The organism is Variovorax boronicumulans (assembly GCF_009811375.1).
Lineage (GTDB): Bacteria > Pseudomonadota > Gammaproteobacteria > Burkholderiales > Burkholderiaceae_C > Variovorax > Variovorax boronicumulans.
In genome coordinates this window covers 209,738-233,807 of record NZ_BKDH01000004.1, presented here as the reverse complement: position 1 = coordinate 233,807, position 24,070 = coordinate 209,738, and the positions used below count along the sequence as shown (strand labels likewise).

The following is a 24,070-nucleotide window of genomic DNA, read 5'->3' as shown; positions in this document are numbered from 1 at the left end:
GCGGCTAGTGCGCCATGACCTTGCCCCACTCCTGTTCGTAGGTGGTGACGAGGGTCTGGTTCGACAGGCGGTTCACTTCGGCCGGCACGCGCGCCATGTCGAGCGGAAAGTCGAACATCAGGGGCAGCGTCGCCGGCGTGAGAAAGCGCATGCCGCCCGGCAGCGCATCGGGCAGCCGGTAGGGCCGGTGGCTGGCGATGATGTAGCCCCATTCGCCGAAGCTGGGCACGTGCGCGTGGTACGGCGTGGCCTTCAGGCCGACCGACTCGATGGTGGTCGCCACGGTCCAGTAGCTCTTGCGCGCCACCAGCGGCGAGGTGGTCTGGATCACGGCGTAGCCGCTGGCCGACAGGCGCCGGTCGAGCAGCGCGTAGAAGCTGTTGGTGTAGAGCTTGCCGATGGCGAAGTTGGTGGGATCGGGAAAGTCGACCACGATGACGTCGAAGGTGTCGCCCTCCTGCTGCAGCCACTGGAACGCGTCGGTGTTGACCACCTTCACCTTCGGCGACGAGAGCGCGTGCCCGTTGAGCGCGGCCAGCGTCTCGTGCGTGGTGAAGAGCTGCGTCATGTTCGGATCGAGCTCGACCAGCGTGACCGACTCGACCGAGGGGTACTTGAGGATCTCGCGCACCGCCATGCCGTCGCCGCCGCCGAGCACGGCGACTTTCTTGGGCGCACCGTGCGCGGCCATCGCGGGGTGCACCAGCGCCTCGTGGTAGCGGTACTCGTCGCGCTCGGCGAACTGCAGGTTGCCGTTGAGGAACAGCCGGTGGCCGAGCGCGCCGCGCGTGACCACGATGCGCTGGTAGGGCGAGCTGGCGCTGAAGACGATGCGGTCCTGGTAGAACTTGTCTTCCGCCAGCGTGGTGATGTGGTCGGCGCCCCAGAAGGCGCCGATGAGCGCGGCCAGCGTGAGAAAGCAGGCCACCGCGTGCGCGCCGGCGCGGCGCAGCTCATGGCGGAACAGCCACAGCGCCCACACGGCCACCGCGGCGTTCATCACGCCGAACAGCAGGCCGGTGCGGATCATGCCCAGCTGCGGCACGAGGATCAGCGGGAACGCGACCGACACGGCAAGCGCGCCCAGGTAGTCGAAGGTCAGCACCTGCGACACGAGGTCCTTGAGCACGATGTTGCGCTTGAGGATGCGCATCACCAGCGGAATCTCGAGCCCCACCAGCGTGCCCACCACCACCACGAGGCCGTACAGCAGCAGCCGGAACGCGCCCGGCACGTAGGCGTTGGCCAGGAACAGGATCGCCGGCAGCGCGCCGCCGATCAGCGCCACGAGCAGTTCGATGCGAAGGAAGTGCGCCGGCAGCTGCCGGTCGAAGTAGCGCGAGAGCCACGAGCCCACGCCCATGGCGAACAGGTAGGTGCCGATGATGGTGCTGAACTGCAGCACCGAGTCGCCGAGCAGGTAGGAGCTCAGCGCGGCCGCGCTCAGTTCGTAGACGAGGCCGCAGGCCGCGACGACGAACACGCTGGCGAGCAGCGCGATCTCCACGGGTTGCGGCCCCCGCGCATCCGGGGTGCGCGCGGGCAGGGCCGCGTCGCTCAATGGATTGCTGCGGCCACGATGACGCTGATGCCCAGGCACATGGCGGCCACGACGAGCGCCAGCGCCCTGTTCTGCTTCTCGACGATCTCGCCCCACAGGTCATAGGGGGTGATCTTGTCGATGATCAGAAAGCAGATCCAGAAGACCACCACGCCGATCAGCGCATACACGAGCGATCCGAGGACCACGCCCGGTTTCAGCCATTCAATTCCCATGGGGACCTCCAGTCGTAGCAATAAAGAGAGAAACAAGAGAGCAATGCCTGCGCGCGATCTTCGTCATTTGTGGCCGCCGCCGCTCGAGTAGCCGCCGTACGAACCGCCCGAGCTGCGGTATCCGCTCGAGGAGCCGCCGCCGCAATTGCTCATCATGATCAGCACGAAGAGGATGACCACGATGACGAGGATGATCGTGCCGCAACCCATGCCCGACGCGGCGCTCACGGGCAGCGCGTCGCCGCGCGAGAACAGGTCTTTCTTGGCGTCGAGCTTGAAGGCCGTGGCCACGGCGCCGCTGTCGATCTTGCTGCCCGACGACCACGTCAGCTCGTTGGCCGAGCGCTCCATCGAGAGCAGCGCGCCGCCGCTGGCGAAGTCGCGGTTGAAGGTCTTCTGTCCGCGCTCGACCTGCCAGTAGAACTCGCCGGCCACGTAGGTGGTTTCGGCGTTGTAGGCGTACTGCTGCTGGTAGCGCTTGTTGAGGTAGGTGGCGGTGGTGCCGTTCTCGGCCATCACGGGCGCGCCGGTGGTCGGCTTGACCATGCTCCAGCCGTCTTCGGCATCGACCAGGAAGCTGAAGCCGCGCTTCTTGTTGTACAGCAGGTACTCGTCCCAGCCGAACTGCTCGTCGTCGCCGGGCTCCTGGCCCATGCGGTGCTGGAAGCCCACCACCTGCCACTGCGCGCCCTGCAACTGGCCCATGCTGCCCAGCGCGATGAGCGGGCGCACCGGCTCGTTCTGCTCGGCGTGCTTGAGCTCGCCGCCGATGCCTTGCGACAGGTCGATGATGCTGTTGCACGAGCCGCAGGTGATGCTCTTGCTGTCGGCCAGGTTGACCGTGACGGGCGAGCCGCAATTCGGGCAGTTGAAGCTGCGGCCCTTTTCGTCCTTCGCGGATTCGTCGCGCAGGCCGGTGAGCTGCAGGTCGTCCAGCTGCACCGAGCGCCCGAGGTACGCGGTGGGCGGGGCGGTGCCGTAGTCGATGCTGAGCACCAGCCCCTTGTCGTTGCGCAGCTCGACCATCGCGAACGGTTGGCCGAGCGCGGGCAGGTGCGGCAACTCGCCCTGCGCGGAGGTCAGCGCCACCTCTTCGTTGGAGGCGACGGTGTAGCTCTGGCCGGCGAAGGCGGTGGTGGCGCCCACGCGCAGGTCGGCCGGCGGCGGCGCGGCGCGCTGCAGGTCGAAGGGCAGCGCGAAGACGTAGGCGCCGTTGTCCTCGCTGAGCACGCCGGTGCGGTCGCCGTCGAGCGCGGCGATCCACTCGGTCCAGCGCCCGCCGGGGTAGGTGTACTGCAGCCGGCCGATCAGCGTGAAGGGCTTGTCCTGGATGCGGCCGGTGGCGAACAGCTGCAGCGGACTGAAGTCGTCGAACAGCTCCGCCATCTTGCCGGTGCGCGCGAGCGTCTCGCCCTGGCGCACGACGGTGCTCTGGCAATAGGGACAGACCGCGTGCGTCGATTGCGCCGAGCGGAATTCGACCGGTGCGCCGCAGCCGGGGCAGGGCGCGCGGTAGTAGCGTTGGGAGCCGGTTTCCTCAGCCATGGCGCACCGGGTGCGATGGCGCGGCCGGCCACGAATGATTCAAGCCCAAAAGGCCTCTGACACCCGCTGGGCGGGCGTCAGTCGCTATCGAAAACATTGCGACGAATCAGACGAGCTTTTTCAGCAGTTCGGCCTTCTTGGCGTCGAACTCTTCCTGCGTGAGGATGCCCTTGGTCTTGAGTTCGCCGAGCTTCTCGAGCGTGGTCATCACGTCGGCGGCGCTCACCACGGCCACGGCCGGCTGCTGCGTCGTGGCCGCGGCCTGGGCCGCGGCGTTCGGGCTCAGGCCCTGCGCGAGGTTCTGCGCCAGCACCTGGCCGAGCGCCACGCCGGCACCCAGGCCCATCGCGTCGCCCGCGATGCCGCTGCCACCCGCTGCGCCTTCGGCGAACTTGGGGATGGCCTGCGCCGTCTGGTACTGCATGAACTTGCCCATGTCGTTGCCGACCATGCCCATGCCGATCTTCTGGTCGAGGATCTTCTGCAGCTCTTCGGGCAGCGAGACGTTCTGGACCGTGATGTTCTCGAGCTTGATGCCGATCTTTTCGAACTCGGGCACCAGCTGGGTGGCCAGCGCGGTCGCGAACTGGATCTGGTTGGCCGCCAGGTCCAGGAAGGGCAGGCCGCTGGAGGCGATGGCGTTGCTGATGTTCTGCAGCACCAGGCCGCGCAGCTGGCCGTCGAGGTCGGCCACGGAGTAGATGTCGCGCGTGCCGGAGATTTCGGTGTGGAACAGCTTCGGGTCGCCGATGCGGAAGCTGTAGTTGCCGAAGGCGCGCAGGCGCACGGCGCCGAAGTCCTTGTCGCGGATCGTGATCGGCTGGGGCGTGCCCCACTTCTGGTCGACCTGCTGGCGGGTGCTGAAGAAATAGACGTCGCTCTTGAAGGGGGATTCGAAGAGCTTGTCCCAGTTCTTCAGGTACGTGAGCACGGGCAGCGTCTGCGTCGTGAGCTTGTACATGCCGGGGCCGAACACGTCGGCCACCTGGCCTTCGTTGACGAACACCGCCATCTGCGACTCGCGCACGGTGAGCGAGGCGCCGTTCTGGATTTCCATCTCGGCCATCGGGAAACGCCAGGCCAGCGTGCCATCGCCGGACTCGGTCCACTGGATGATGTCGATGAACTGTTTCTTGATGAAATCCATCAGGGCCATGGTCGTTCCTCTCGAGATGTTGTCGGTTTGTGTCCCAGCCACACATATTGCCACAGGGCCTTGACGGTGCCCCGTGCTTTTGGTCATGCCTGCCACCGGCCATGCGGCGTAGGGCGGTATGGACCGAGGTCTACAATCGGCGCCCCCAGAAGAAGCGCCACCAGGAGCAACGGCACATGTCCGATTCGACCGCATCGTCCCCTTCGACCCCCACCCCGGAAGACAAGCGCGCCCTGTTGCGCCGTGCCGCCCTCGAGTACCACGAGTTTCCCGTCCCCGGCAAGATCGCCATCGCGGCGACCAAGCAGATGGTCAACCAGCGCGACCTGTCGCTGGCCTACTCGCCCGGCGTGGCCGCGCCCTGCGAGGAAATCGTCAAGGACCCGGCCAACGCCTTCAAGTACACCTCGCGCGGCAACCTCGTGGGTGTCATTTCCAACGGCACCGCCGTGCTGGGCCTGGGCGACATCGGCCCGCTGGCCTCCAAGCCGGTGATGGAAGGCAAGGGCGTTCTCTTCAAGAAATTCGCCGGCGTCGACGTGTTCGACATCGAGATCGACGAGAAGGACCCGGTCAAGCTGGTCGAGATCATCGCCTCGCTGGAGCCCACCTTCGGCGCCATCAACCTGGAAGACATCAAGGCCCCGGACTGCTTCTATGTCGAGCGCGAGCTGCGCAAGCGCATGAAGATCCCGGTGTTCCACGACGACCAGCACGGCACGGCCATCACCGTGGCGGCCGCCATGCTCAACGGCCTGAAGGTGGCCGGCAAGAACATCGCCGAAGTGAAGCTGGTCACCTCGGGCGCGGGCGCCGCGGCGCTGGCCTGCCTGAACCTGCTGCTCAAGGTGGGCCTGAAGCGCGAAAACGTGTTCGTCACCGATCTGGCCGGCGTGGTCTACGAAGGCCGCGAAGAGCTGATGGACGACGACAAGCGCCAGTACATGCAAAAGACCGACATGCGCAAGCTGTCGGAAGTGATCGCCGGCGCCGACGTGTTCCTCGGCCTGTCGGCCGGCGGCGTGCTCAAGCCGGAAATGGTCGCCAAGATGGCGCCCAAGCCGGTGATCTTCGCGCTGGCCAACCCGAACCCCGAGATCGCGCCCGAAGACGCCCATGCGGTGCGCAACGACGTGATCATGGCCACGGGCCGCACCGACTACCCGAACCAGGTCAACAACGTCCTGTGCTTCCCGTACATCTTCCGCGGCGCGCTCGACTCGGGCGCCACCACCATCACCGACGAGATGGAAATTGCCGCGGTGCACGCCATCGCCGAGCTGGCCCAGGCCGAGCAGAGCGAACGCGTGGCCGCCGCCTACGCCGGTGAAAAGCTGAGCTTCGGCCCCGAATACCTGATTCCCAAGCCCTTCGACCCGCGCCTGATGATGAAGATCGCGCCGGCCGTGGCCAAGGCGGCCGAGGAAAGCGGCGTGGCGCTGCGCCCGATCAAGGACCTGGACGCCTACCGCGACAAGCTGCAGAGCTTCGTCTACGCCTCGGGCACCACCATGAAGCCGATCTTCGACGCCGCCAAGCGCGCGCCGAAGAAGCGCGTGGCCTACTGCGAAGGCGAGGAAGAACGCGTGCTGCGCGCCGCGCAGATCGTGGTGGACGAAGGCCTGGCGCGCCCGACGCTGATCGGCCGTCCGGCCATCATCGCCCAGCGCATCGAGAAGTTCGGCCTGCGCCTGAAGGAAGAGCTCGACTATGACGTGGTCAACGTCGAGCAGGACCACCGCTACCGCGACTTCTGGCAGACCTACCACCGCATGACCGAGCGCAAGGGCCAGACGGTGCAGACCGCCAAGATCGAGATGCGCCGCCGCCTCACGCTGATCGGCGCCATGCTGCTGCACAAGGGCGAGGTCGACGGCATGATCTGCGGCACCTGGGGCACCACGCTGATCCACCTGCACTACATCGACCAAGTGATCGGCAAGCGCCCCGGCGGCTGCGCCAGCACCCCGCAGGACGTGCCGGTGTACGCCTGCATGAACGGCCTGCTGCTGCCCGACCGCCAGGTGTTCCTGGTCGACACCCATGTCAACTACGACCCGACGCCCGAGGAACTGGCCGAGATCACGACCATGGCGGCCGAGGAAATGATGCGTTTCGGCCTCAAGCCGAAGGCCGCGCTGCTGTCGCACTCCAACTTCGGCACCAGCAACGAGCCCAGCGCCGTCAAGATGCGCAAGACGCTCGACCTGCTGCGCGTGCAGGCACCCTGGCTCGAGGTGGACGGCGAAATGCACGGCGACGTGGCCCTGGACAGCAAGCAGCGCGCGGTCGTCATGCCGCACAGCGCGCTCGCGGGCGACGCCAACCTGCTGGTGTTCCCCAACATCGACGCTGCCAACATTTCTTACAACCTGCTCAAGACCGCGGCCGGCGGCAACATCGCCATCGGCCCGGTTCTGCTCGGCGCGGCCAAACCTGTGCACATTCTCACGGCGAGCGCGACTGTTCGCCGCATCGTGAACATGACAGCCTTGACAGTGGCCGACGCAAACGCCGAGAGATAGGCCATTTGGCGAGAGTGGACGCCAACTTAAGGCGTCGCTTTCTGCCCCCGCGACTGCTCAAACTTTGGGCAGTCGCTTGCTATTTTCGCCAGCGTGGTGCACACTCGCGGGCTTGAATTTGCGGGTTAACCCCGAGGTTGAGCGCAATTCAAACCCCCCGCTCTTTTCTTGTGGTGCCCCATGGCGGCTTACGCCTCGATCACGTCCTCTGTCACTAAGTTTGCGCTCACCAGCTTGATGCTGGTGGCTCTGACGACGGGGGCCGAGGCCCGCGGATGGTTCGGCGCCGACAAAACGTCCTCCGAGGCATCGATTGCCCTGACCGATCTGCCGGTCCAGGGCCAGCGAACCTACCAGGCCATCCTTGACGGTGGCCCCTTCCGGTACGACAAAGACGGCACGGTATTCGGCAATCGCGAACGCATCCTGCCAGCGGCACGCCGCGGGCATTACCGCGAGTACACGGTGCCAACGCCCGGCGCGCGCAACCGCGGTGCCCGGCGGATCGTTTGCGGTGGCGAGCAGCGCACGGCGCCCGAAGCCTGCTGGTACACGGCGGACCACTATGCGAGTTTCAGACGGATTGCGCCATGAGCGATGACAACGACCTGAGCGGCGCCCCGAAGCGCCCCGACGAGATGATGATGACTATGGAAAGACCAGCGGATATGACCTTATCCCTTCGAGCCGTACGCCCGAACATCGTGCAATCGATCCGCGCGTTTCGCGTGAACGACCTGCAGGATGCCGCCAACGCGGCCGGCCAGCACTTCCTGTACGCCAACCTGGGCAACGCCCAGACCAAGCAGGACGTGCTCGACCTGATTGCCCAGCAGTTCACCTTCCCGGCGCACTTCGGCAAGAACTTCGACGCGCTGTACGACTGCATGACCGACCCGTTGCATAAATCGGGCCCGCAGCCTGGTTTCGTCATCGTGCTCGAACAGATCCCGGCCAACGCCAAGTTCGACAAGGAAGCGCGCGAGCAACTGCTCGACATCTTCCGCGACGCTTCGGACTACTGGGGCGATCGCAAGGTCCCGTTCCGCTGCTTCTATTCTTTTCTGTAGCCCGTTCTGCATCCACCAGCCAAGCAGAACGGGCGAACGAGGCTCAGCCGACCGCTGAAACCCTCGATGGCATCGAAGTCAACACCACCGCCACGGCAGCCGCCGCGGCCACGCCCGCCGCCAGCACCGAGCCGGCCGGCGAGAAAATGCCGACCGACAAGCTCGTCGACGTGTCGCCCCTGGCGCTGCGCATGAGCAGCCCCTTCAATGCGGGGTACTGGCTGGCAGCTGCGTAACTGCAACCGCTCGCCGCCACAAAAAAAGCCCGTCGTCGACGGGCTTTTTTCATGGGGGAACGGCCTGGGCCAGTGCAACGTATTCGGCCACCGGCACCTCTTCGGCGCGGCGCTGGATGTCGAACTCGCCGGCGAAGCCATGCTCCCCCAGCCATTTGCCCAGCGTGTGCCGCAGGATCTTGCGGCGCTGGCTGAAGGCCACCTGCACGATCTCGCCGAGCCGCGCCGCATCGACCGCCGGCGGCTGCGCGAGCGGCACCATGCGCACCACGGCGCTGTCGACGCGCGGGGGCGGGTCGAAGCTCTCGGGCGGCACGAACAGCACGTTCTCCATGTCGTAGCGCCACTGCAGCATCACGCTCAGGCGGCTGTAGTCCGAGGTGGCGGGCCGGGCCACCATGCGGTCGATCACTTCCTTTTGCAGCATGAAGTGCTGGTCGGCGATCAGGTGGGCATAGCCCAGCAGGTGGAACAGGATCGGCGTGGAGATGTTGTAGGGCAGGTTGCCCACCACGCGCAGCGGCTTCGGCTCGGCCTTGGCCGCGAGTTCGGCGAAGTCGACCTTGAGCACGTCCGACTCGATGACATCCAGCTGCGGATGTTCGCGCAGCCGCTTGGCCAGGTCGCGGTCGAGCTCGATGACCGTGAGCCGGCCGAGCCGTTCGACCAGCGGCTGCGTGAGCGCCGCCAGCCCCGGCCCGATCTCGACCATCGCGTCGCCGGGTTGCGGCGCGATCGCCTGCACGATCCCGTCGATGATCCCGCCGTCGGACAGGAAGTGCTGTCCGAACCGCTTTCTTGCAATGTGCTGTGCCATCGCGACCTAAGACGCTGCCGCGGCCATCAGGACTGCGGCGTCTCGCGGTATTCGACGTAGGCGCGCGCGCGCACTTCCTGCACCCAGGTGGTGAAGGCTTCTTCGACGCGCTGTTCGCGCAGCGCGGCACGCGCGGCTTCGCGCTGCTCCGACTGGCTCAGCTTGGCTTCGCGGCGGCCGACCACCTGGATCAGGTGAACGCCGAAGCGCGACACCACGGGGTCGCTGATCTGGCCCGGCGTGAGCCGGTCCATGGCTTCCTCGAACTCGGGCACGAACTGGCCGGGGCGCGACCAGCCGAGGTCGCCGCCTTCCTTGGCACTCGCGTCCTGCGAGTTGTCGCGCGCCAGGCCGGCGAAGTCGGCGGTACCGGCCTGCACGCGGCGCTTGAATTCCTGCAGCTGGGCCACCGCCTGCGCGGTCGTGCGCTTGGGGTCGTTCAGCAGCAGGATGTGGCGCACCTGGGTCTGGGTGATGGACGCATCCGACGAACCCACCTGCGCCTTGGTCAGCACCTTGAGCACGTGGAAGCCGGCGCCCGAGCGCACAGGCCCGGCGATGCCGTTCACCGCGGTCGATTGCGTGGCCTCGACGAACACGGGCGGATAGCGGTCGGCGCTGCGCAGGCCGAGCGCGCCGCCGTTGGCGCGGTCGGGCGAGTCGGAGTTCTCGCGCACCAGCTTGGCGAAGTCTTCACCGCTGCGCGCGCGCTGCGCGAGGTCGGTGGCCTTCTTCTGTGCGGTTGCGACCTGCGCCTCGGTGGCGTTCTCGGGCACGGCCACCAGCAGCTGGGCGATGTTGAGGTTGAGCAGGGCGTTGTTCTTGACGGCGCTCTCGCGCTGTTCGCGCAGGTACTCGTCGGCCTCGGTGTCGCTGATCTTGACCTTGGACTCGACCTCGCGGTCGCGCAGTCGCGTGAGCAGCAGCTGGTCGCGCAGGTCGTTGCGGAATTCGCGCGGCGAGATGCCCTCGGCCGCGACGCGGCTGCGCAGCTCGGTGAGGCTGATCTCGTTCTGGCGGGCCACGGTCTGCTCGGCCTGGTCGATCGCCACGTCATCGACCTTGATGCCGTTTTCCTTCGCCAGCTGCAGCTGCGCGCGCTCGGTGATCAGGCGCTCCAGCACGAGGCGCGTGAGTTCGGCGCGCGGCACGCGCTCGGCGTCCGGGTTCTCGCGGATCAGACGCGTGACACGTGACTGCACCTCGGTGTTGGTGATGGGCTCGGAGTTGACCAGCGCCACGATGTACTCGGCCGCGCGCTGCACCGGCGCCGCCGCGGGAGCTGCAGGGCGCGCCGCCGGCGGCACGATCCGGGGACCGGCACGCATGATGTCCGTGATGCCGCTGCCGGAACGAAAGCCCTGTGCGCCGGCCGTTGCGGCGATGGCCGCAAGGCAACCCAGGGTGATGAGGGAACGGATGTGTTTCATGGCGTGGACGGTCGTCGTTTCAGTCGTAATTGGTGAAGCGGCTCGGGGCTTCGGTCGGTTGACGCAGCGGCTGGTAGCGCTGGATGTTCTGTCGCAGCGCCTGCATCGGGCTCGAGCCGATGCTGGAGAAACCGACGAATTCGAGCTGGAACATGATGCGGGTGTTGGCCGTCACCTGGCCGGTGGTGATGCGCTGCAGCACCACACGGCTGATCCAGCAGCAGCCGTCGTACTCGACCCCGAGCACGCCGTCCGTGAGCTTCTTGTCCTGCAGGCTGTAGTTCAGGCGGCCCACGGCGTACCAGCGGCCACCGCCTTCGCCCTTGCCCGGCCCGAGGTCCTTGCCCTTGTCGCCCCACAGGTCGTTGAGTGGCCATTGCCAGCCGAAGTCGATCGACTTGTTGCCGTCGGTGGCGGTGGGCGTGCTCGGCGCCTGGTAGCGGAAGGCGGCGCTGAGGTTGCGGTACGGCCCCGGGTTGTAGCGCGCGCTGATCGCGCTGCGCGTGGAGCGGCGCGAATCGGGGTTGTACTGGAGCAGCGTGTCCAGGCTCCACTTGGGCGTCCAGTTGATCTGGGCGCCCAGCAGCAGGTCGCTGGTGCGGTCGGTGACCGGCGCGACGCCCGGCAGCGTGACTTTCTGGTCAGCGAAACGGAAGCGCTGCGCGATGCCGAAGCGTACGGCTTCCACGCCGGTGCCCGGGTCGATCAGGCGGGACGTGACGCCCAGCGTGAGCGCGTTGGTGTCCGAGATGCGGTCCGCGCCCGAGAACGCGTTCTCGGTGTAGATGGTCGCAAAGCTGAAGTCGTTGGCGGCCGAATCGTAGTTCGGCAGCATGCTCTGGTTGCGGTACGGCGTGTACACGTAGTACGCGCGCGGCTCCAGCGTCTGGCGGAAGGCGCGGCCGAAGTAGCTGGCGTCGCGCTCGAAGACCAGGCCGCTGTCCAGGCTGAAGGTCGGCACGACGCGGTTCGACGAGGTCGGGAAGAAGTACAGCTGGCTCGGGTTGTACGGCATCCCGTTCACGTAGTCGATGCCATTGACCGACACCTTCGGAATGGACGACTGCGGCAGGTAGTAGTTGTACGAGGTCGCGTGCAGCTGCAGCTTGGGGATGACGAAGGAGCTCGGCGTGAGGAACGGCCGGCTGATCGCCGCCTGCGCGAACACGCGGTCACCGTCGGGCTGCGACTGCTGGATGAGGTCGAAGCCGGGCTGGCCGGCCAGGATGCTGTTGACGCGAAAGCGCGAGTAGTCGGTGTTCAGCGAGACGTCGAAGCCGTGCCAGTCGTACTTGGCGTAGTTGGCCGTGATCTGCGGCACGCGGTCGTACGAGGGCACGACCGGCGACAGGTTGTACTGCAGCGTCTGGTAGCGCAGGGCGCGCACGGCGCCGCTCCAGTCGCCCTTGGACCAGTTCAGCGAGGCATCGTTCGGCAGCTGGCGCTGCGCGAGCGTCGGCGTGCGCGTGAAGTCGCGCCAGTAGTCGTTGTCGCTGACGCGGTTGATGTTGAGGCTGGCGGACAGCGAGTCCAGGCCCAGCGCCTTGGCGTCGAAGTCGTGGTGGTGATTGAGCCACAGGCCCCAGCGCTTGCTGCTGTCGGGCGGCTTGCCGAAGTTCAGGTCCTTGAGCGCGATCTCGCCGTTGTTCAGCTTCTGCAGCTGCTCGGCGCGCGCCTCGTTGTAGCGCTGGCCCACGAGGCGGTCGCTGCCCATCAGGTCCAGGCGGATGCTGCCGCTGTAGTCCTTCTCGAGATAGCGGAACTCACTGGCCAGGTTGAGCCCGCGCTTGCTCATCAGCGTGGGCGTGAAGGTGGCGTCGCGGTTGGGCGCGATGTTCCAGTAGTAGGGCTGCGCGACCTCGAAGCCGTTGGTGTTGTCCAGCCCGATGGTGGGCGGCAGCAGGCCGCTCTTGCGCTCGTTGGACAGCGGGAAGGTCACGCGCGGGATCGGCGGCGTCGTGATGCCCATGAAGCTCATGCGCGCATCGATGGCGACGCCTTCGTTTTCCTCGGTGTCGGTGGTCAGCGTGGCCGCGGTCAGCAGCCAAGCCGGCATCCAGCCGGGAAAGTCCTCGCGGCGGCAGGTGGTGTAGCTGGCGCGCCGCGCGATCGAGACGTTGGAGTCGACGAAGTCGATGCGCTCGGCCTCGCCGTGGCCGCCGGTCGCGAGGAAGCGGTAGCGCACGTTGTTGAAGAAGCCCTCGAAGGTCTCGAGCTTGAGCTCCAGCTCGGGGCCTTCGTACACGTTGCCGGCCTGGTTGACCCGCACGTTGCCGGTGGCCTTGGCGCGGTCGTCCGGCTGGTAATACTCGAGGCGGTCGGCCGTGATGGCGACCGGGCCACGGCGCAGCGTGGCATTGCCCTCGACCACGGTCTCGAGGTCGGGGCGGCCGGAAATGCGGTCGCCGGTGACGAGGCTGGGCAGCTGGCTGCGTTGCACGGGCGTCAGCGTCTCGGTGAGCAGCGGCGTGCGCTTCAGCGTGAGCGGTCCCTCAAGCACACCGGCTTGCTGGGCAAAGGCGCCATGCGCGTGCAGCAGCGCCAGCGACAGCACGGCCAGTGGCAGCGGCGGGCTCGAACGTCGCAAGGCAGCGCGTGGGGTCGTAGGCATCGATTCGGAACGAAAAATCGTCGGGACGGCGCGGCAAGCCGGCGGGTTGCGGGGTCCGGCAGCCACCCCGCCCTGTCGGATCGACCTCGAGCAGGGGTGCCGCGCCAGGCGGATTTGTAGAATTGATTATCCATGACAGCACCTTCGACCCCGGCGTCCACGACCCCACACCCCGCCCAGGCCATTCTCTGGACAGATCCGCAGCGGGCCGAAGCGTTCCGGGGCTGGCTGGCCGGCATTGCCGACACCCGGCAACTGCGCCCGGACACCGTCCGGCTGGCCTCGGCCGACGCGAGCTTTCGCCGCTACTTCCGCCTCGACACCACCGACGGCGGCACGCGCATCGTGATGGATGCGCCCCCCGACAAGGAAAACAGCGCCCCCTTCGTGCAGGTGGCGCAACTGATGGCCGAAGCCGGCGTGACGGCGCCACAGGTGCTCGAATGGGACCGCGACCACGGCTTCCTGCTGCTCGATGACCTGGGCCGCCAGACCATGCTCGACGTGATCGACCCGGCCCGCCCGGACGCCAACCGGCCGCTCTACGACCTGGCCATCGACGCGCTGATCCGCTGGCAGCTCGCCTCCAAGCCCGGCGTGCTGCCGCCCTATGACCGGGCCCTGCTCGAGCGCGAACTGGCGCTCTTCCCCGAGTGGTACATCGGCAAGCACCGCGGCGTGGCCGTGGAAGGCCAGCTGAAGGAGCGGCTGGACCGCGCCTTCGCGCTGATCGTCGAGAACAACCTCGCGTCGCCGAGCGTGTACGTGCACCGCGACTTCATGCCGCGCAACCTGATGGTGGGCGACGATGCCGGCCAGCCGCTGGGCGTGCTCGACTTCCAGGACGCCGTCTACGGCCCGATCACCTACGACATCGCCAGCCTGATGCGCGACGCCTTCCTCAGCTGGGACGAGGAGTTCGTGCTCGACATCACCATCCGCTACTGGACCGCCGCGCGCAAGGCCGGGCTGCCGGTCGACGAGGACTTCGGCGCCTTCTATCGCGCGGTCGAATGGATGGGTCTGCAGCGCCACCTCAAGGTGGCCGGCATCTTCGCGCGCCTCACGCTGCGCGACGGCAAGCCGCGCTACCTGGCCGACACACCTCGCTTCATCGCTTACATCCGCGCCACCGCAAGCCGCTACATCGAGCTGAAGCCGCTGCTGCGCGTGATCGACGAGGTCGAGGGCACCACGGCCGTGACCGGCTTCGCCTACGGCCGAGTCTGAAGAGAAACTGAAAAAAGCCGAAAAAGAAAATCGCTGTAGCGCCCGCACCACGGGCGCCGTCAGTTCCTGATCTCATCGCATGCCCCGTTTTCACTGCTCCGTGCCGCTGACCGTCGGCGCCAGCCTGGCGCTGCCGCCGGGCGCCGCGCGCCATGTGCAGGTGCTGCGCATGCAGCCCGGCGACACGCTCACCCTGTTCGATGGCGCGGGCGGCGAGTACGCCGCGACGGTCGAGCGCATGGGCCGCAGCGAGGTCGCTGTGACGGTCGGCGACCACACGCCCGTCGAGCGCGAAGCGGCCCGCGCCGTGCACCTGGCGGTCGGCATGCCGGCCAACGAGCGCATGGACTGGCTGGTCGAGAAGGCCACCGAGCTCGGCGTGACCAGCATCCAGCCGCTGGCCACGGCGCACGGCGTACTCCGCTTGTCGGGCGAGCGCGCCGAAAAGAAACGGGCGCACTGGGAAGCCATCGCCGTTGCGGCCTGCGAGCAATGCGGGCGCAACCGCGTGCCAGTGATCCATCCGGTGCAGTCCTTCGCGGGCTGGCTCGGCGGCGCTACCGCCACGGATACGACAACGACGCGACTCGTGCTGAGCCTAGCCGAGGCCACGCGCGCCGTCACCGCCGTGGCCACGGACATCCCGAGCACGCAGCCCGCGCTCGTGCTGAGCGGCCCCGAAGGCGGCCTCAGCGCCAGCGAGGAGCAGGACGCCATCGCGCGCGGCTTCGCACCGGCCACGCTCGGCGCGCGGGTGCTGCGCGCAGAAACCGCGGCACTCGCGGCGCTGGTGTCGCTCGTCGGCGCCTGAGCGGTTCGGGGGTGTTTTCCGCGAGGCGCACACCGGGCGCCTGCGGAACAATGGCCGCTTCGTTTTTTCTTGTTCAATCCGCCTCCCGGAAGGACCGCTCCCCCCATGCCTCGTTCATCCCGCGCGTTTCGTCTCGCCCCCCTCGTCCTGGCCGCGCTGTGCGCCATGCCCGCCGTTCATGCCCAAAGCCAGGCCGTCGCGCCCACACCGGCGCAAGTCAGCCCCGCGGTCGACCAGGCCTACACCCAGCTCATGGCGTCGCCCGCGATCCGCAAGCTGCTGGAATCGGTCAAGGCCGACCACGAACGCACGGTCGAGGAGCTGAAGACGCTGACGGAGATCGAAGCGCCGCCCTTCAAGGAACAGAAGCGCGCCGAAGCCTTCCTGGCGCGACTGAAGGCGCTCGGCCTGCCTGACGCGAAGATCGACGCCGAAGGCAACGTGGTCGGCCTGCGCAAGGGCACGGGCAACGGCCCCAAGCTGCTGATCTCCGCGCACCTCGACACGGTCTTTCCGGCGGGCACCGACGTCAAGGTGAAGGAGCGCGACGGCAAGCTCTTCGCGCCCGGCATCGGTGACGACACGCGCGGCCTGTCGGTGCTGCTGTCGTGGCTCAAGGTGCTCAACGACAACAAGATCCAGACCGTGGGCGACCTGATGATCGTTGCCAACGTCGGCGAGGAAGAGCTGGGCAACCTGCGCGGCATGAAGGCCATCTTCCGCGACCACCTGGACATCGACGGCATGGTCGGCCTCGAGCCCTCGCCCGACGGCCACGTGCTGGTGCTCGGCACCGCGAGCCACCGCTACGAAGTCACCTTCAAGGGCCCGGGCGGCCACAGCTTCGGCGCCTTCGGACAGGTGCCCAGCGCGATCCACGGCATGGGCCGCGCCATCGCCAAGATCGCCGAGGTGCGCACGCCCAGCTTCCCCAAGACCACCTTCACCGTCGGCACCGTCGGCGGCGGCACCTCGGTGAACACCATCGCGCCCGATGCGCGCATGGCCATCGACATCCGCTCGGACGACATGGCCTCGCTGCTCGAGACCGAGAAGAAGATCCTCGCCACGCTCGACGAGGCCGTGGCGGAAGAGAACAAGCGCTGGAACGTGAGCAGCCTGAGCGTGAGCACCAAGCTCATCGGCGACCGCCCGGGCGGCCGCACGCCGCCCGACTCGGTGATCGTCGAGGCCGCCACGCGCGCCAACAGTGCTTTCGGCCACAAGACGCTGCTGCGCGGCGGCAGCACGGATGCGAACGTTCCCATTTCGCTGGGCATCCCGGCCATCATCATCGGCGGCGGCGGCAAGTCGGGCGGATTCCACTCGTTGGGCGAGTCGATTGACGTGACAGATGCATGGAAAGGCGCGCAGAATTCGCTCGTCACCGTGCTCGGCCTGGTCGGTGTGCAGGGCGTCAGTCCCGCGCTCCTGCAGAAACGCGCAGCACGCAGCAAGTAATTTGTCACGTTGCCAGTTCGAAAGTGGCCGCGCCACTTTCGGCAAGCGGGTCGCCACATTGGAAAATGTGAGCGTTTCTGTCACACACCAAGGAATGGTCATGGGGTTGCTCGATTCGGTACTCGGTCAGGTGCTAGGAGGCGCTGCACAGCAGCAGCAACCGCAAGGCGGTGGCCTCGGGGGATTGGGAGATCTCGGAAGCCTCGCCGGCGCCCTGGGCGGCCTGCTTGCCAACAACGGCGGGCAGGGCGGCCTCGGCGGCATGGTCTCGAAATTCGAGCAGGCGGGCATGGGCGACGTGATCGGCTCCTGGATCGGCAACGGTGAAAACAAGCCGGTGTCGGGCGATCAGCTGCAGAACGCGCTGGGCGGCGACACGATCGCCGCCATCGCTTCCAAACTCGGCATCAACGCACAAATGCTGCTGCCGATGCTGGCGACCATGCTGCCGGCCCTCATCAACCAGCTCACGCCGCAGGGCAAGGTGCCCGAGCAAGGCCTCGGCAACCAGGACGACCTGCTGGGCTCGCTCAGCGGACTGCTTCAAGGCAACAAGCCGACCTGACCTGCCACCCGGCGAATTTCATTCTCAGAATTCCGGCGCCCGCGAGGGCGCTTTTTTTTGGCCGGCGCCTTGCCTTCGTCGCCCAATCGCGTAGAACCGCGCCCCATGAATCGCAATCTGTGGCTCCTGGCCATCTGCCAGGGCCTGCTCCTGACCAACAACGTCACCTTCATCGCCATCAACGGCCTCGTCGGCCTGGGCATCGCGCCGCAGGGCTGGATGGCCACGCTGCCCGTCATGGGCTACGTGGTGGGCGGTGCGTTGAGCACGGGGCTGGTGGCGCGCACACAGCAGCGCTTCGGGCGCCGCGGTTCGTTCCAGATCGGGCTGGCGGTGGCGATCGGCTCGGCGCTGCTGTGCGCCTACGCGGCGTTCTCGAAGAACTTCTGGCTGCTGTGCTTCGCGACCCTGGTCGCCGGCTACTACAACGCCAACGCCGGGCTCTACCGTTTCGCAGCGGCCGAACTGGCACTGCCGGCCTGGCGCGAGAAGGCCGTGTCGATGGTGATGGCTGGCGGCCTGATCGGCGCGGTAGCGGGGCCGAACCTGGCGACCTTCACGCGCGAAGCGCTCTCCGTGCCCTTCGCCGGCGCCTACATCGCGCTGGCGGCGGTGGCGCTGCTCTCGATGGCGGTGATGCATTTCATCGAATTCCCGCCTTCACCGACCCGCAAGGAAGCCGGCGGCGGCAGGCCGCTGGGCGAGATCATGCGCCAGCCCGTGTTCATCGTGTCGGCCGCCGCGGGCGCCCTGAGCTACGGCGTGATGAACCTGCTGATGGCCGCCACGCCCATCGCGATGCAGATCTGCAGCCTGCCGTTTTCCGACGCGGCGCTGGTGCTCGAATGGCACGTGATCGGCATGTTCGCGCCGGGCTTCTTCACCGGCCACCTGATCCGCCGTTTCGGCGCGCTGCCGGTGATGGGGGTGGGGCTGGCGCTCAACCTCGGCTGCATCGTGGTGGCGCTGTCGGGCGTGGACCTGCACCACTTCCTGGTGGCGCTGTTCCTGTTGGGCGTGGGCTGGAATTTCCTGTTCACCGGCAGCACGACGCTGTCGCTCACGGCCTACACGGCCGAGGAGCGCGACCGCGCCCAGGGCGCGCTCAACTTCTGCGTGTTCGCGACGCTGGCGCTGACCTCGTTCGCCTCGGGTGTGCTCGTGACCACGCAGGGCTGGCAGCTGTTGAACTACGGCTCGCTGGTGCCGGTGGCCCTGACCGGCGCCGCGCTGCTCTGGCTCGCGCAGACGCAACGCCGGCGCGCGCCGGTGGCCAAGGCCTGAGCCTCAGGCCACGCGCGCGGGGACAGCCGCCGCTGGAAAGCGCCGGTCGAGCCAGCGCTGCAGCGTGTCGAACACGGGCTCCGCATCGAGCTCGTTGAAGAGCTCGTGGTACAGCGCGTCGAAGCACTTCGCCTCGACGTTGCCGCTGGGCGCAGCGGCCGCCGCGAAGGCGCGGCTGGCGGCCGGCCGCACGAGCCGGTCGTCGCCCGCGTAGATCAGCAGCGTGGGCACCGGCCAGCGCGCCGCGTGCTGCTGCACCGTGGCGCCTTCGTACGCGAGGAAGCGCGCCAGCCGGCTGCCGATGCGGTCGTGCGTGAGCGGGTCGTCGCGGTAGGCCTGCACCACCACCGGGTCGTGCGAGAGGTAGTTGTCGTCGAGCCCGTTGCCCACGCGCAGGTTGGGTGCGATGCGCGGCAGCACCGCCAGCAGCATCTTCTGGAAACCGTTCAGCCCCGGATCGAGCCCCGGCGACGACAGCACCAGCGCATCGACCGGCCGCACGCCGCGCGCCACCAGGCTCGCGGCGACCAGGCCGCCCAGGCTGTGGCCCAACAGCACCAGCGGCACGCCGGGGTTCTCGCGGCGCGCATCGTCGATCACCAGCGCCAAGTCGTCGACCAGCCGCAGTTCGCTGGGCAGGCCGCCGCGCGCACCGGTGGATTCGCCGTGCCCGTGGTGGTCGTGCGCCCAGACCGCGAAGCCCCAGCCGTGCAACTGCTTGGCCAGGCCGTGGTAGCGCCCCGCGTGCTCGCCCAGCCCGTGCACCACGACCACGACGGCGCGGGGCCTGCCGGCGGCGGGCAGCCGCCGCAGCGCCAGCGTCTCGCCATCCGGCGTGGACAGCGACACGCGGTGTGGCAAGGGCAGCGCGTCGCTCATGGGTGCACCCTTGGCGCTGCGCGCCTTCCCGCCAGGCGGGAGCGAGCTTGCTTGGGACGGCCCGGCGCGGCGCTCAAGCCGCCACCGGCTCCGCAGCCGCGGCGCGGTGCGCGACGGGCAGGGCGGCGATGACCTCGGCCACGGCGGCCGTCAGCTTCTTGGCGTAGGGCACGTGCAGGAACTCGTTGGGGCCGTGCGCGTTGCTCTTCGGGCCCAGCACGCCGCAGACCATCATCTGCGCCGTCGGGAAGCCGGCGCTCAGCATGTTCATCAGCGGGATCGTGCCGCCCTGGCCGATGTAGCCGCACGACGCGCCAAAGTGCGCGCGCGAAGCCTTGTTGAGCGCGTCCTCGAACCACGGCGTGATGGTGGGCGCGTTCCAGCCGGTGGCGCCGCCGCCGCTTTCGAAGGTGACGCGCGCCTGGTAGGGCGCGTTGTCTTCGAGCAGAGCCTTGAGCTTTTGCACCGTCTCGGCCGCATCGACCAGCGGCGGCAGGCGCAGCGAGAGCTTGAAGGCGGTGTAGGGGCGCAGCACGTTGCCCGCGTCCTTCAGGGCCGGAAAGCCTTCGGCGCCGGTGACCGACAGCGTGGGCTTCCAGGTGCGGTTGAGCAAGGCCTCGACCGGGTCCGTGGTGGTCGGCAGCGCGAACATGGTCGAGCCGCCGCAGTCGTAGTGCGCCCACGGGAAGCGCTTGTAGACCTCGTCGCCGAGGATGGCGGCCGTGGCCTTGGCCTGCGCCAGGCGGTCGGCCGGCACTTCGCAATGGAAGCTCGCGGGCAGCAGGCGGCCGGTGGCGCTGTCCTCGAGGCGGTCGAGCACCTGCCGCATGATGCGGAAGCTCGAAGGCACCAGGCCCGAGGCGTCGCCCGAGTGGATGCCTTCGGTCAGCACCTCGACCTTGAGCGTGCCGCTGGCCATGCCGCGCAGCGAAGTCGTGAGCCACAGCTGGTCGTAGTTGCCGGCACCCGAGTCCAGGCAGATCACCAGCTCGACCTCGCCCAGGCGCGGACGCAGCGCGTCGACGTAGGGCAGCAGGTCGTAGGAGCCGCTTTCCTCGCAGGTCTCGATGAGGCCGACGATGCGCGGGTGCGCCACGCCCTGGGCCTTGAGCGCCTGCAGCGCGGCCACGCTGGCGTACACGGCGTAGCCGTCGTCGGCGCCGCCGCGGCCGTAGAGCAGCCCGTTCTCGTACTTGGGCGTCCACGGGCCGAGGTCGTTGCGCCAGCCGGTGAATTCGGGTTGCTTGTCGAGGTGGCCGTACATCAGCACGGTCTCGGCCATGTTGGTGCCGGTGGCCGGCACTTCGAAGAACAGCACCGGCGTGCGGCCTTCGAGGCGCACGATTTCCAGCTTCAGGCCCTCGACCTTCTGCGCCTCGACCCAGGCCGCGGCGTTGCGCAGCACGGTCTCCAGGTAGCCGTTGGCCGACCAGTCCTTGTCGAAGCCGGGCGACTTGGCGGGAATGGCGATGTAGTCGGTGAGTTGCTTGACGATGTCGCCGTCCCATTGGGCGGTGACATCAGAGAGGGCGCGCGTCGCGTCGAGCGTGCCGGCGGGCATTTCACGGTGCAGGGGGGCGTTCATCGGGGGGTTCTCCGCGGGGACGAAAAAACGCATTTTGCGCCTCGCGGCGAGCGCGCGTAGAGTGCGGGCGATCTCAAAACCCGGAGCGCAATGTGAGCAAGGCAACATCGACGCGGATCAAGGTGGGGATCGGCGGCTGGACCTACGAGCCCTGGCGCGACAACTTCTACCCCAAGGGGCTCGCTCACGCGAAGGAGTTGAACTACGCCAGCCGGCAGGTCAGCGCCATCGAGATCAACGGCACCTACTACAGCACCTTCAAGCCCGAGACCTTCCGCAAGTGGCGCGACGACACGCCCGACGACTTTGTGTTCTCGATGAAGGCCTCTCGCTTCACCACCAACCGCAAGGTGCTGGCGACTGCGGGCGAGTCGATCCAGCGCTTCATCGACAGCGGCGTGGCCGAGCTGGGCGACAAGCTCGGGCCGATCGTCTGGCAGTTCATGCCGACCAAGCAGTTCGATGCGGAAGACTTCGAGGCCTTCCTGGAGCTGCTGCCCAAGAAGGAGGGCAGCCGCGTGCTGCGCCACGTGATGGACGTGCGCCACGAGAGCTTCATCGTGCCCGCCTACAAGGCGCTCGCGAAGAAGCACAAGGTGTCGACCGTGTTCACCGACGCCGACAAGTTTCCATCGTTCGAGGAGCCCGAAGGCGACGTCGCCTATGCGCGGCTCATGATGGCCGACGCATCGCTCGCGACCGGCTACGCGCCCAAGGCGCTGGACACCTGGGCCGCGCGCGCGCAAGGCTGGACCACGACGCCGAAGGCGCGCGACGTGTTCGTGTACTTCATCAACGGCGCCAAGGAAAGGGCACCGGCCGCGGCCGGTGCCTTGCTGCAGCGCCTGGGGTGGGCGCCGCCGGCTGCAGACGCAGCAATGGCCGCCGCCGCGGACAAGCCGAAGCCGGCGGCCAAAAAGGCCCCACCGAAAAAGAAAGCGCCCTGATCGACGGTCGTCAGACCGGGCGCGTCAGGTGCCTCAGGCGGCGGCCTGCAGCGACGGCTTGGCGCCGAAGCTGATCTCGCCGGACAGCTGGCCGCCTTCTTCGATCACGATCTTGCCGTAGCGGATCTTGCCGGTGACCTTGCCGGTCGAGTGGATGACGAGCTTCTCGCGCACGGTGAGGTTGCCGTCGAACACGCCGCGGATCTCGGCGATGTCGATCTCGGCCGAGCCCTTGAACTCGCCCTGTTCGGCGATCTGCATCAGGCGCGAATCCATCGTCGCCTCGACCAGGCCTTCGACCACGAGCGTGTCGCAATCGGTGATCTCGACGCCCTTGAGCTTGATGTTCGGGCCGACGGTGAGCTTGCTGCCGCCTTCCTTGGCAGCAGGAGCGGCCGCCGGGGCCAGGCCGGCCTGTGCGGTCAACGAGGAGGGATTGACGGGAGTGCCCGAGAGATTGGTGCCCGAACCAACCAGCGGTGCGGGACGGGACGTCAGCGAGTCGGTGTCACGATCACGCTTGCCGAAAAAGGGGGACTGTGTGGCCAATGGGGAGCTCCTCAAGAAAGGGGACTATCGTAAGAACGCACTCACGGCATGCGGCACTTCATTGCGCAATAAGCGTAACTGAATAAGTCGTCCGGGGACCCCGACAATGCCCCGCATGACCCGCCTGATCCGCCCGAACATCGAAGCCCTGTCCACGCCCGCCGCCACCGACTCGCGGTTCGACAAGCCCGCGCGCGGCTGGCGGCGCACGCTGTTCACCGTGATCTTCGAGGCCGACACGCCCGCCGGCCTGTGGTTCGACCTGACGCTGATTGCGGTGATCGTGATGAGCGTGCTGGTCGTCATCCTGGACAGCGTGCAGTCGATCCGCGACCAGTGGCGCCCTCTGTTCAATGCCCTCGAATGGGTGTTCACGATTCTCTTCACGCTGGAGTACATCGCGCGGCTGTGCTGCGTGAACAAGCCGCTGCGCTACGCGCTGAGCTTCTACGGCGTGATCGACCTGCTGGCGCTGCTGCCGACCTTTCTCGTGGCCTTCGCGCCCGAGCTGGCGTACCTGATCGACGTGCGCATCCTGCGGCTGCTGCGCGTGTTCCGCATCTTCAAGTTGTCGCGCTATTCGGTGGAGTACCGCGCGCTGGTGTCGGCGGTGGCATCGAGCCGCCGCAAGATCACGGTGTTCGTGGGCTTCGTGATGCTGGTGGTGCTGGTGATGGGCACGCTGATGTACGTGGTCGAGGGCCCGACGCACGGCTTCACCAGCATTCCGGTGGCGATCTACTGGGCGATCTCGACCATGGCCACGGTCGGCTTCGGCGACCTCGTGCCCAAGACCGACCTGGGTCGCGCGATCGCCTCCGTGATGATGCTGCTGGGCTGGGGCGTGCTGGCCGTGCCCACCGGCATCGTCACGGCCGAGATGACGCGGCGCGGTGTCGACGACGACCTGGCGGAGCCGATCGCGCTGGCCTCGCGTGGCGTGCTCGCGCTGGCGGCGGAGCCGGCTTCAGGCAAGGCGCCGGCGAAGCGGCTCACGCCGTCGGCCAGACGACGCGCCCTTGCGCAGCATCGTCGAGGCGCGCGATGAAGGCATCGGCCTCGGGTGCGGGCAGCGCGAAGGCAAAGCGCACGTCGTCGCCGTGCTGCACGTCTTCGAGCACCGCGCCGATGGCGGCCAGCTCGCGCCGCACCAGCCCCTCGAGCGCATAAGGCACGGCGCACTGCAGATGGCGCTGGCGCACGAGCGGCACCAACGTGGCGCCGAGCAGGGCCTGGGCCACGGCGTCGGTGTAGGCGCGCACGAGGCCGCCGGCGCCGAGCTTCACCCCGCCGAAGTAGCGCACCACAGTCGCGAGCGCGCCTTCCACCTGCTGGTGGCGCAGCACCTCGAGCATGGGACGTCCGGCCGTGCCGCCGGGCTCGCCGTCGTCGTTCGCGGCCGACTGGCCGCCGGCCATCAAGGCCCAGCACACGTGCGCTGCACCCGGGTGTTCCGCGCGCAGCGAGGCGACCACCGCCAGCGCGGCCGCGCGGTCGGGCACCGGTTGCACGCAGCCGATGAAGCGGCTTTTCTTGATGAGCAGGTCGCTGTGAACCGGCTGCGCGAGCGTGAAGCTCATTCCGACCCGATGT

22 protein-coding genes are annotated in these 24,070 nt (G+C 67.8%); 10 read left to right on the top strand and 12 right to left on the bottom strand.

Annotation, left to right across the window (positions count from 1 at the left end):
* Positions 1–4: 4 nt before the first annotated feature.
* The 4 genes from VHAB30_RS26135 to VHAB30_RS26120 all read right to left on the bottom strand — a co-directional run bounded on the left by VHAB30_RS26135 (position 5) and on the right by VHAB30_RS26120 (position 4,477).
* A complete protein-coding gene (locus VHAB30_RS26135) occupies positions 5–1,561 on the bottom strand; it encodes a polyamine aminopropyltransferase (RefSeq protein ID WP_390904044.1) in 1,557 nt (518 codons plus the stop codon).
* Complete coding sequence (locus VHAB30_RS26130; protein WP_062473571.1) at positions 1,558–1,776, bottom strand: DUF350 domain-containing protein; 219 nt, start codon at positions 1,774–1,776, stop codon at positions 1,558–1,560. The genes VHAB30_RS26135 and VHAB30_RS26130 overlap by 4 nt, the downstream gene beginning before the upstream one ends.
* Before the next feature lie 63 nt (positions 1,777–1,839).
* The gene (locus tag VHAB30_RS26125) at positions 1,840–3,321 is read right to left on the bottom strand and encodes a DUF4178 domain-containing protein (RefSeq protein ID WP_159279103.1); all 1,482 of its coding nucleotides are present in this window, start codon (positions 3,319–3,321) and stop codon (positions 1,840–1,842) included.
* Between the two features lie 106 nt (positions 3,322–3,427).
* On the bottom strand, positions 3,428–4,477 hold the full coding sequence (locus VHAB30_RS26120) for an SPFH domain-containing protein (RefSeq protein ID WP_062473577.1): 1,050 nt from the start codon (positions 4,475–4,477) through the stop codon (positions 3,428–3,430).
* 176 nt (positions 4,478–4,653) lie between these two features.
* Here VHAB30_RS26120 and VHAB30_RS26115 point away from each other — a divergent pair, with 176 nt between their 5' ends.
* From VHAB30_RS26115 to VHAB30_RS26105, 3 genes are all read left to right on the top strand, one after another.
* The gene (locus tag VHAB30_RS26115) at positions 4,654–7,002 is read left to right on the top strand and encodes an NADP-dependent malic enzyme (protein WP_062473579.1); all 2,349 of its coding nucleotides are present in this window, start codon (positions 4,654–4,656) and stop codon (positions 7,000–7,002) included.
* 180 nt (positions 7,003–7,182) lie between these two features.
* Positions 7,183–7,596: a ribonuclease domain-containing protein gene (locus VHAB30_RS26110; RefSeq protein WP_056574987.1), complete on the top strand. Its 414-nt coding sequence runs from the start codon at positions 7,183–7,185 to the stop codon at positions 7,594–7,596.
* Between the two features lie 50 nt (positions 7,597–7,646).
* Positions 7,647–8,072 (top strand): barstar family protein, encoded by a 426-nt coding sequence (locus VHAB30_RS26105; RefSeq protein WP_095747788.1) that lies wholly within the window; start codon positions 7,647–7,649, stop codon positions 8,070–8,072.
* Positions 8,073–8,115: 43 nt separating this feature from the next.
* On the opposite strand, the gene VHAB30_RS31000 is transcribed toward VHAB30_RS26105, so the two are convergent.
* Genes VHAB30_RS31000 through VHAB30_RS26090 form a run of 4 tightly spaced genes read right to left on the bottom strand, consistent with a single transcriptional unit; the run spans position 8,116 to position 13,166 of the window.
* Entirely contained in the window at positions 8,116–8,361 is a 246-nt protein-coding gene (locus VHAB30_RS31000; protein ID WP_174250289.1) for a hypothetical protein, read from the bottom strand.
* Complete coding sequence (rsmA, locus tag VHAB30_RS26100; RefSeq protein ID WP_159274209.1) at positions 8,358–9,125, bottom strand: 16S rRNA (adenine(1518)-N(6)/adenine(1519)-N(6))-dimethyltransferase RsmA; 768 nt, start codon at positions 9,123–9,125, stop codon at positions 8,358–8,360. The genes VHAB30_RS31000 and rsmA overlap by 4 nt, the downstream gene beginning before the upstream one ends.
* A gap of 26 nt (positions 9,126–9,151) precedes the next feature.
* A complete protein-coding gene (locus VHAB30_RS26095; protein WP_159279102.1) occupies positions 9,152–10,555 on the bottom strand; it encodes a peptidylprolyl isomerase in 1,404 nt (467 codons plus the stop codon).
* 19 nt (positions 10,556–10,574) lie between these two features.
* Entirely contained in the window at positions 10,575–13,166 is a 2,592-nt protein-coding gene (locus VHAB30_RS26090) for an LPS-assembly protein LptD (RefSeq protein WP_159279101.1), read from the bottom strand.
* Between the two features lie 132 nt (positions 13,167–13,298).
* Between VHAB30_RS26090 and VHAB30_RS26085 the strand changes: the two genes are divergently transcribed.
* From VHAB30_RS26085 to VHAB30_RS26065, 5 genes are all read left to right on the top strand, one after another.
* Positions 13,299–14,396 carry an aminoglycoside phosphotransferase family protein gene (locus VHAB30_RS26085; protein WP_159274212.1) on the top strand — a complete coding sequence of 366 codons (1,098 nt, stop codon included), beginning with the start codon at positions 13,299–13,301 and terminating at the stop codon, positions 14,394–14,396.
* 79 nt (positions 14,397–14,475) lie between these two features.
* Positions 14,476–15,207, top strand: coding sequence for a 16S rRNA (uracil(1498)-N(3))-methyltransferase (locus tag VHAB30_RS26080; protein WP_159279100.1), 732 nt, complete (start codon positions 14,476–14,478; stop codon positions 15,205–15,207).
* Between the two features lie 105 nt (positions 15,208–15,312).
* On the top strand, positions 15,313–16,668 hold the full coding sequence (locus VHAB30_RS26075; protein ID WP_159279099.1) for a M20/M25/M40 family metallo-hydrolase: 1,356 nt from the start codon (positions 15,313–15,315) through the stop codon (positions 16,666–16,668).
* A gap of 100 nt (positions 16,669–16,768) precedes the next feature.
* Positions 16,769–17,233 (top strand): YidB family protein, encoded by a 465-nt coding sequence (locus VHAB30_RS26070; RefSeq protein ID WP_095948391.1) that lies wholly within the window; start codon positions 16,769–16,771, stop codon positions 17,231–17,233.
* A gap of 105 nt (positions 17,234–17,338) precedes the next feature.
* Positions 17,339–18,517: an MFS transporter gene (locus tag VHAB30_RS26065; RefSeq protein WP_159279098.1), complete on the top strand. Its 1,179-nt coding sequence runs from the start codon at positions 17,339–17,341 to the stop codon at positions 18,515–18,517.
* A 3-nt stretch (positions 18,518–18,520) separates the two neighbouring features.
* Here VHAB30_RS26065 and VHAB30_RS26060 read toward each other — a convergent pair whose 3' ends face one another.
* Complete coding sequence (locus VHAB30_RS26060; RefSeq protein ID WP_159279097.1) at positions 18,521–19,396, bottom strand: alpha/beta hydrolase; 876 nt, start codon at positions 19,394–19,396, stop codon at positions 18,521–18,523.
* Between the two features lie 73 nt (positions 19,397–19,469).
* Positions 19,470–20,981, bottom strand: coding sequence for a M20 family metallopeptidase (locus VHAB30_RS26055; protein WP_159279096.1), 1,512 nt, complete (start codon positions 20,979–20,981; stop codon positions 19,470–19,472).
* Between the two features lie 92 nt (positions 20,982–21,073).
* Here VHAB30_RS26055 and VHAB30_RS26050 point away from each other — a divergent pair, with 92 nt between their 5' ends.
* Positions 21,074–21,928, top strand: a complete 855-nt coding sequence (locus VHAB30_RS26050; RefSeq protein ID WP_235926922.1) for a DUF72 domain-containing protein — start codon at positions 21,074–21,076, stop codon at positions 21,926–21,928.
* A 33-nt stretch (positions 21,929–21,961) separates the two neighbouring features.
* Here the strand turns inward: VHAB30_RS26050 and VHAB30_RS26045 are convergent, their stop codons facing one another.
* Positions 21,962–22,477 carry a bactofilin family protein gene (locus VHAB30_RS26045; RefSeq protein WP_062473600.1) on the bottom strand — a complete coding sequence of 172 codons (516 nt, stop codon included), beginning with the start codon at positions 22,475–22,477 and terminating at the stop codon, positions 21,962–21,964.
* A gap of 115 nt (positions 22,478–22,592) precedes the next feature.
* Between VHAB30_RS26045 and VHAB30_RS26040 the strand changes: the two genes are divergently transcribed.
* On the top strand, positions 22,593–23,525 hold the full coding sequence (locus VHAB30_RS26040; protein ID WP_159279256.1) for an ion transporter: 933 nt from the start codon (positions 22,593–22,595) through the stop codon (positions 23,523–23,525).
* Here VHAB30_RS26040 and VHAB30_RS26035 read toward each other — a convergent pair.
* Positions 23,470–24,057, bottom strand: a complete 588-nt coding sequence (locus VHAB30_RS26035; RefSeq protein ID WP_095747369.1) for an IMPACT family protein — start codon at positions 24,055–24,057, stop codon at positions 23,470–23,472. The genes VHAB30_RS26040 and VHAB30_RS26035 overlap by 56 nt on opposite strands.
* Between the last annotated feature and the right edge of the window lie 13 nt (positions 24,058–24,070).

Coding starts and splice junctions, on each gene's coding strand:
- VHAB30_RS26035 (WP_095747369.1), bottom strand. CDS start 24,057: ATGAGCTTCACGCTCGCGCAGCCGGTTCACAGCGACCTGCTCATCAAG.
- VHAB30_RS26090 (WP_159279101.1), bottom strand. CDS start 13,166: ATGCCTACGACCCCACGCGCTGCCTTGCGACGTTCGAGCCCGCCGCTG.
- VHAB30_RS26055 (WP_159279096.1), bottom strand. CDS start 20,981: ATGAACGCCCCCCTGCACCGTGAAATGCCCGCCGGCACGCTCGACGCG.
- VHAB30_RS26115 (WP_062473579.1), top strand. CDS start 4,654: ATGTCCGATTCGACCGCATCGTCCCCTTCGACCCCCACCCCGGAAGAC.
- VHAB30_RS26040 (WP_159279256.1), top strand. CDS start 22,593: ATGACCCGCCTGATCCGCCCGAACATCGAAGCCCTGTCCACGCCCGCC.
- VHAB30_RS26060 (WP_159279097.1), bottom strand. CDS start 19,396: ATGAGCGACGCGCTGCCCTTGCCACACCGCGTGTCGCTGTCCACGCCG.
- VHAB30_RS26085 (WP_159274212.1), top strand. CDS start 13,299: ATGACAGCACCTTCGACCCCGGCGTCCACGACCCCACACCCCGCCCAG.
- VHAB30_RS26070 (WP_095948391.1), top strand. CDS start 16,769: ATGGGGTTGCTCGATTCGGTACTCGGTCAGGTGCTAGGAGGCGCTGCA.
- VHAB30_RS26095 (WP_159279102.1), bottom strand. CDS start 10,555: ATGAAACACATCCGTTCCCTCATCACCCTGGGTTGCCTTGCGGCCATC.
- VHAB30_RS26080 (WP_159279100.1), top strand. CDS start 14,476: ATGCCCCGTTTTCACTGCTCCGTGCCGCTGACCGTCGGCGCCAGCCTG.
- VHAB30_RS26110 (WP_056574987.1), top strand. CDS start 7,183: ATGGCGGCTTACGCCTCGATCACGTCCTCTGTCACTAAGTTTGCGCTC.
- VHAB30_RS26130 (WP_062473571.1), bottom strand. CDS start 1,776: ATGGGAATTGAATGGCTGAAACCGGGCGTGGTCCTCGGATCGCTCGTG.
- VHAB30_RS31000 (WP_174250289.1), bottom strand. CDS start 8,361: ATGAAAAAAGCCCGTCGACGACGGGCTTTTTTTGTGGCGGCGAGCGGT.
- rsmA (WP_159274209.1), bottom strand. CDS start 9,125: ATGGCACAGCACATTGCAAGAAAGCGGTTCGGACAGCACTTCCTGTCC.
- VHAB30_RS26075 (WP_159279099.1), top strand. CDS start 15,313: ATGCCTCGTTCATCCCGCGCGTTTCGTCTCGCCCCCCTCGTCCTGGCC.
- VHAB30_RS26065 (WP_159279098.1), top strand. CDS start 17,339: ATGAATCGCAATCTGTGGCTCCTGGCCATCTGCCAGGGCCTGCTCCTG.
- VHAB30_RS26120 (WP_062473577.1), bottom strand. CDS start 4,477: ATGGCCCTGATGGATTTCATCAAGAAACAGTTCATCGACATCATCCAG.
- VHAB30_RS26105 (WP_095747788.1), top strand. CDS start 7,647: ATGACTATGGAAAGACCAGCGGATATGACCTTATCCCTTCGAGCCGTA.
- VHAB30_RS26125 (WP_159279103.1), bottom strand. CDS start 3,321: ATGGCTGAGGAAACCGGCTCCCAACGCTACTACCGCGCGCCCTGCCCC.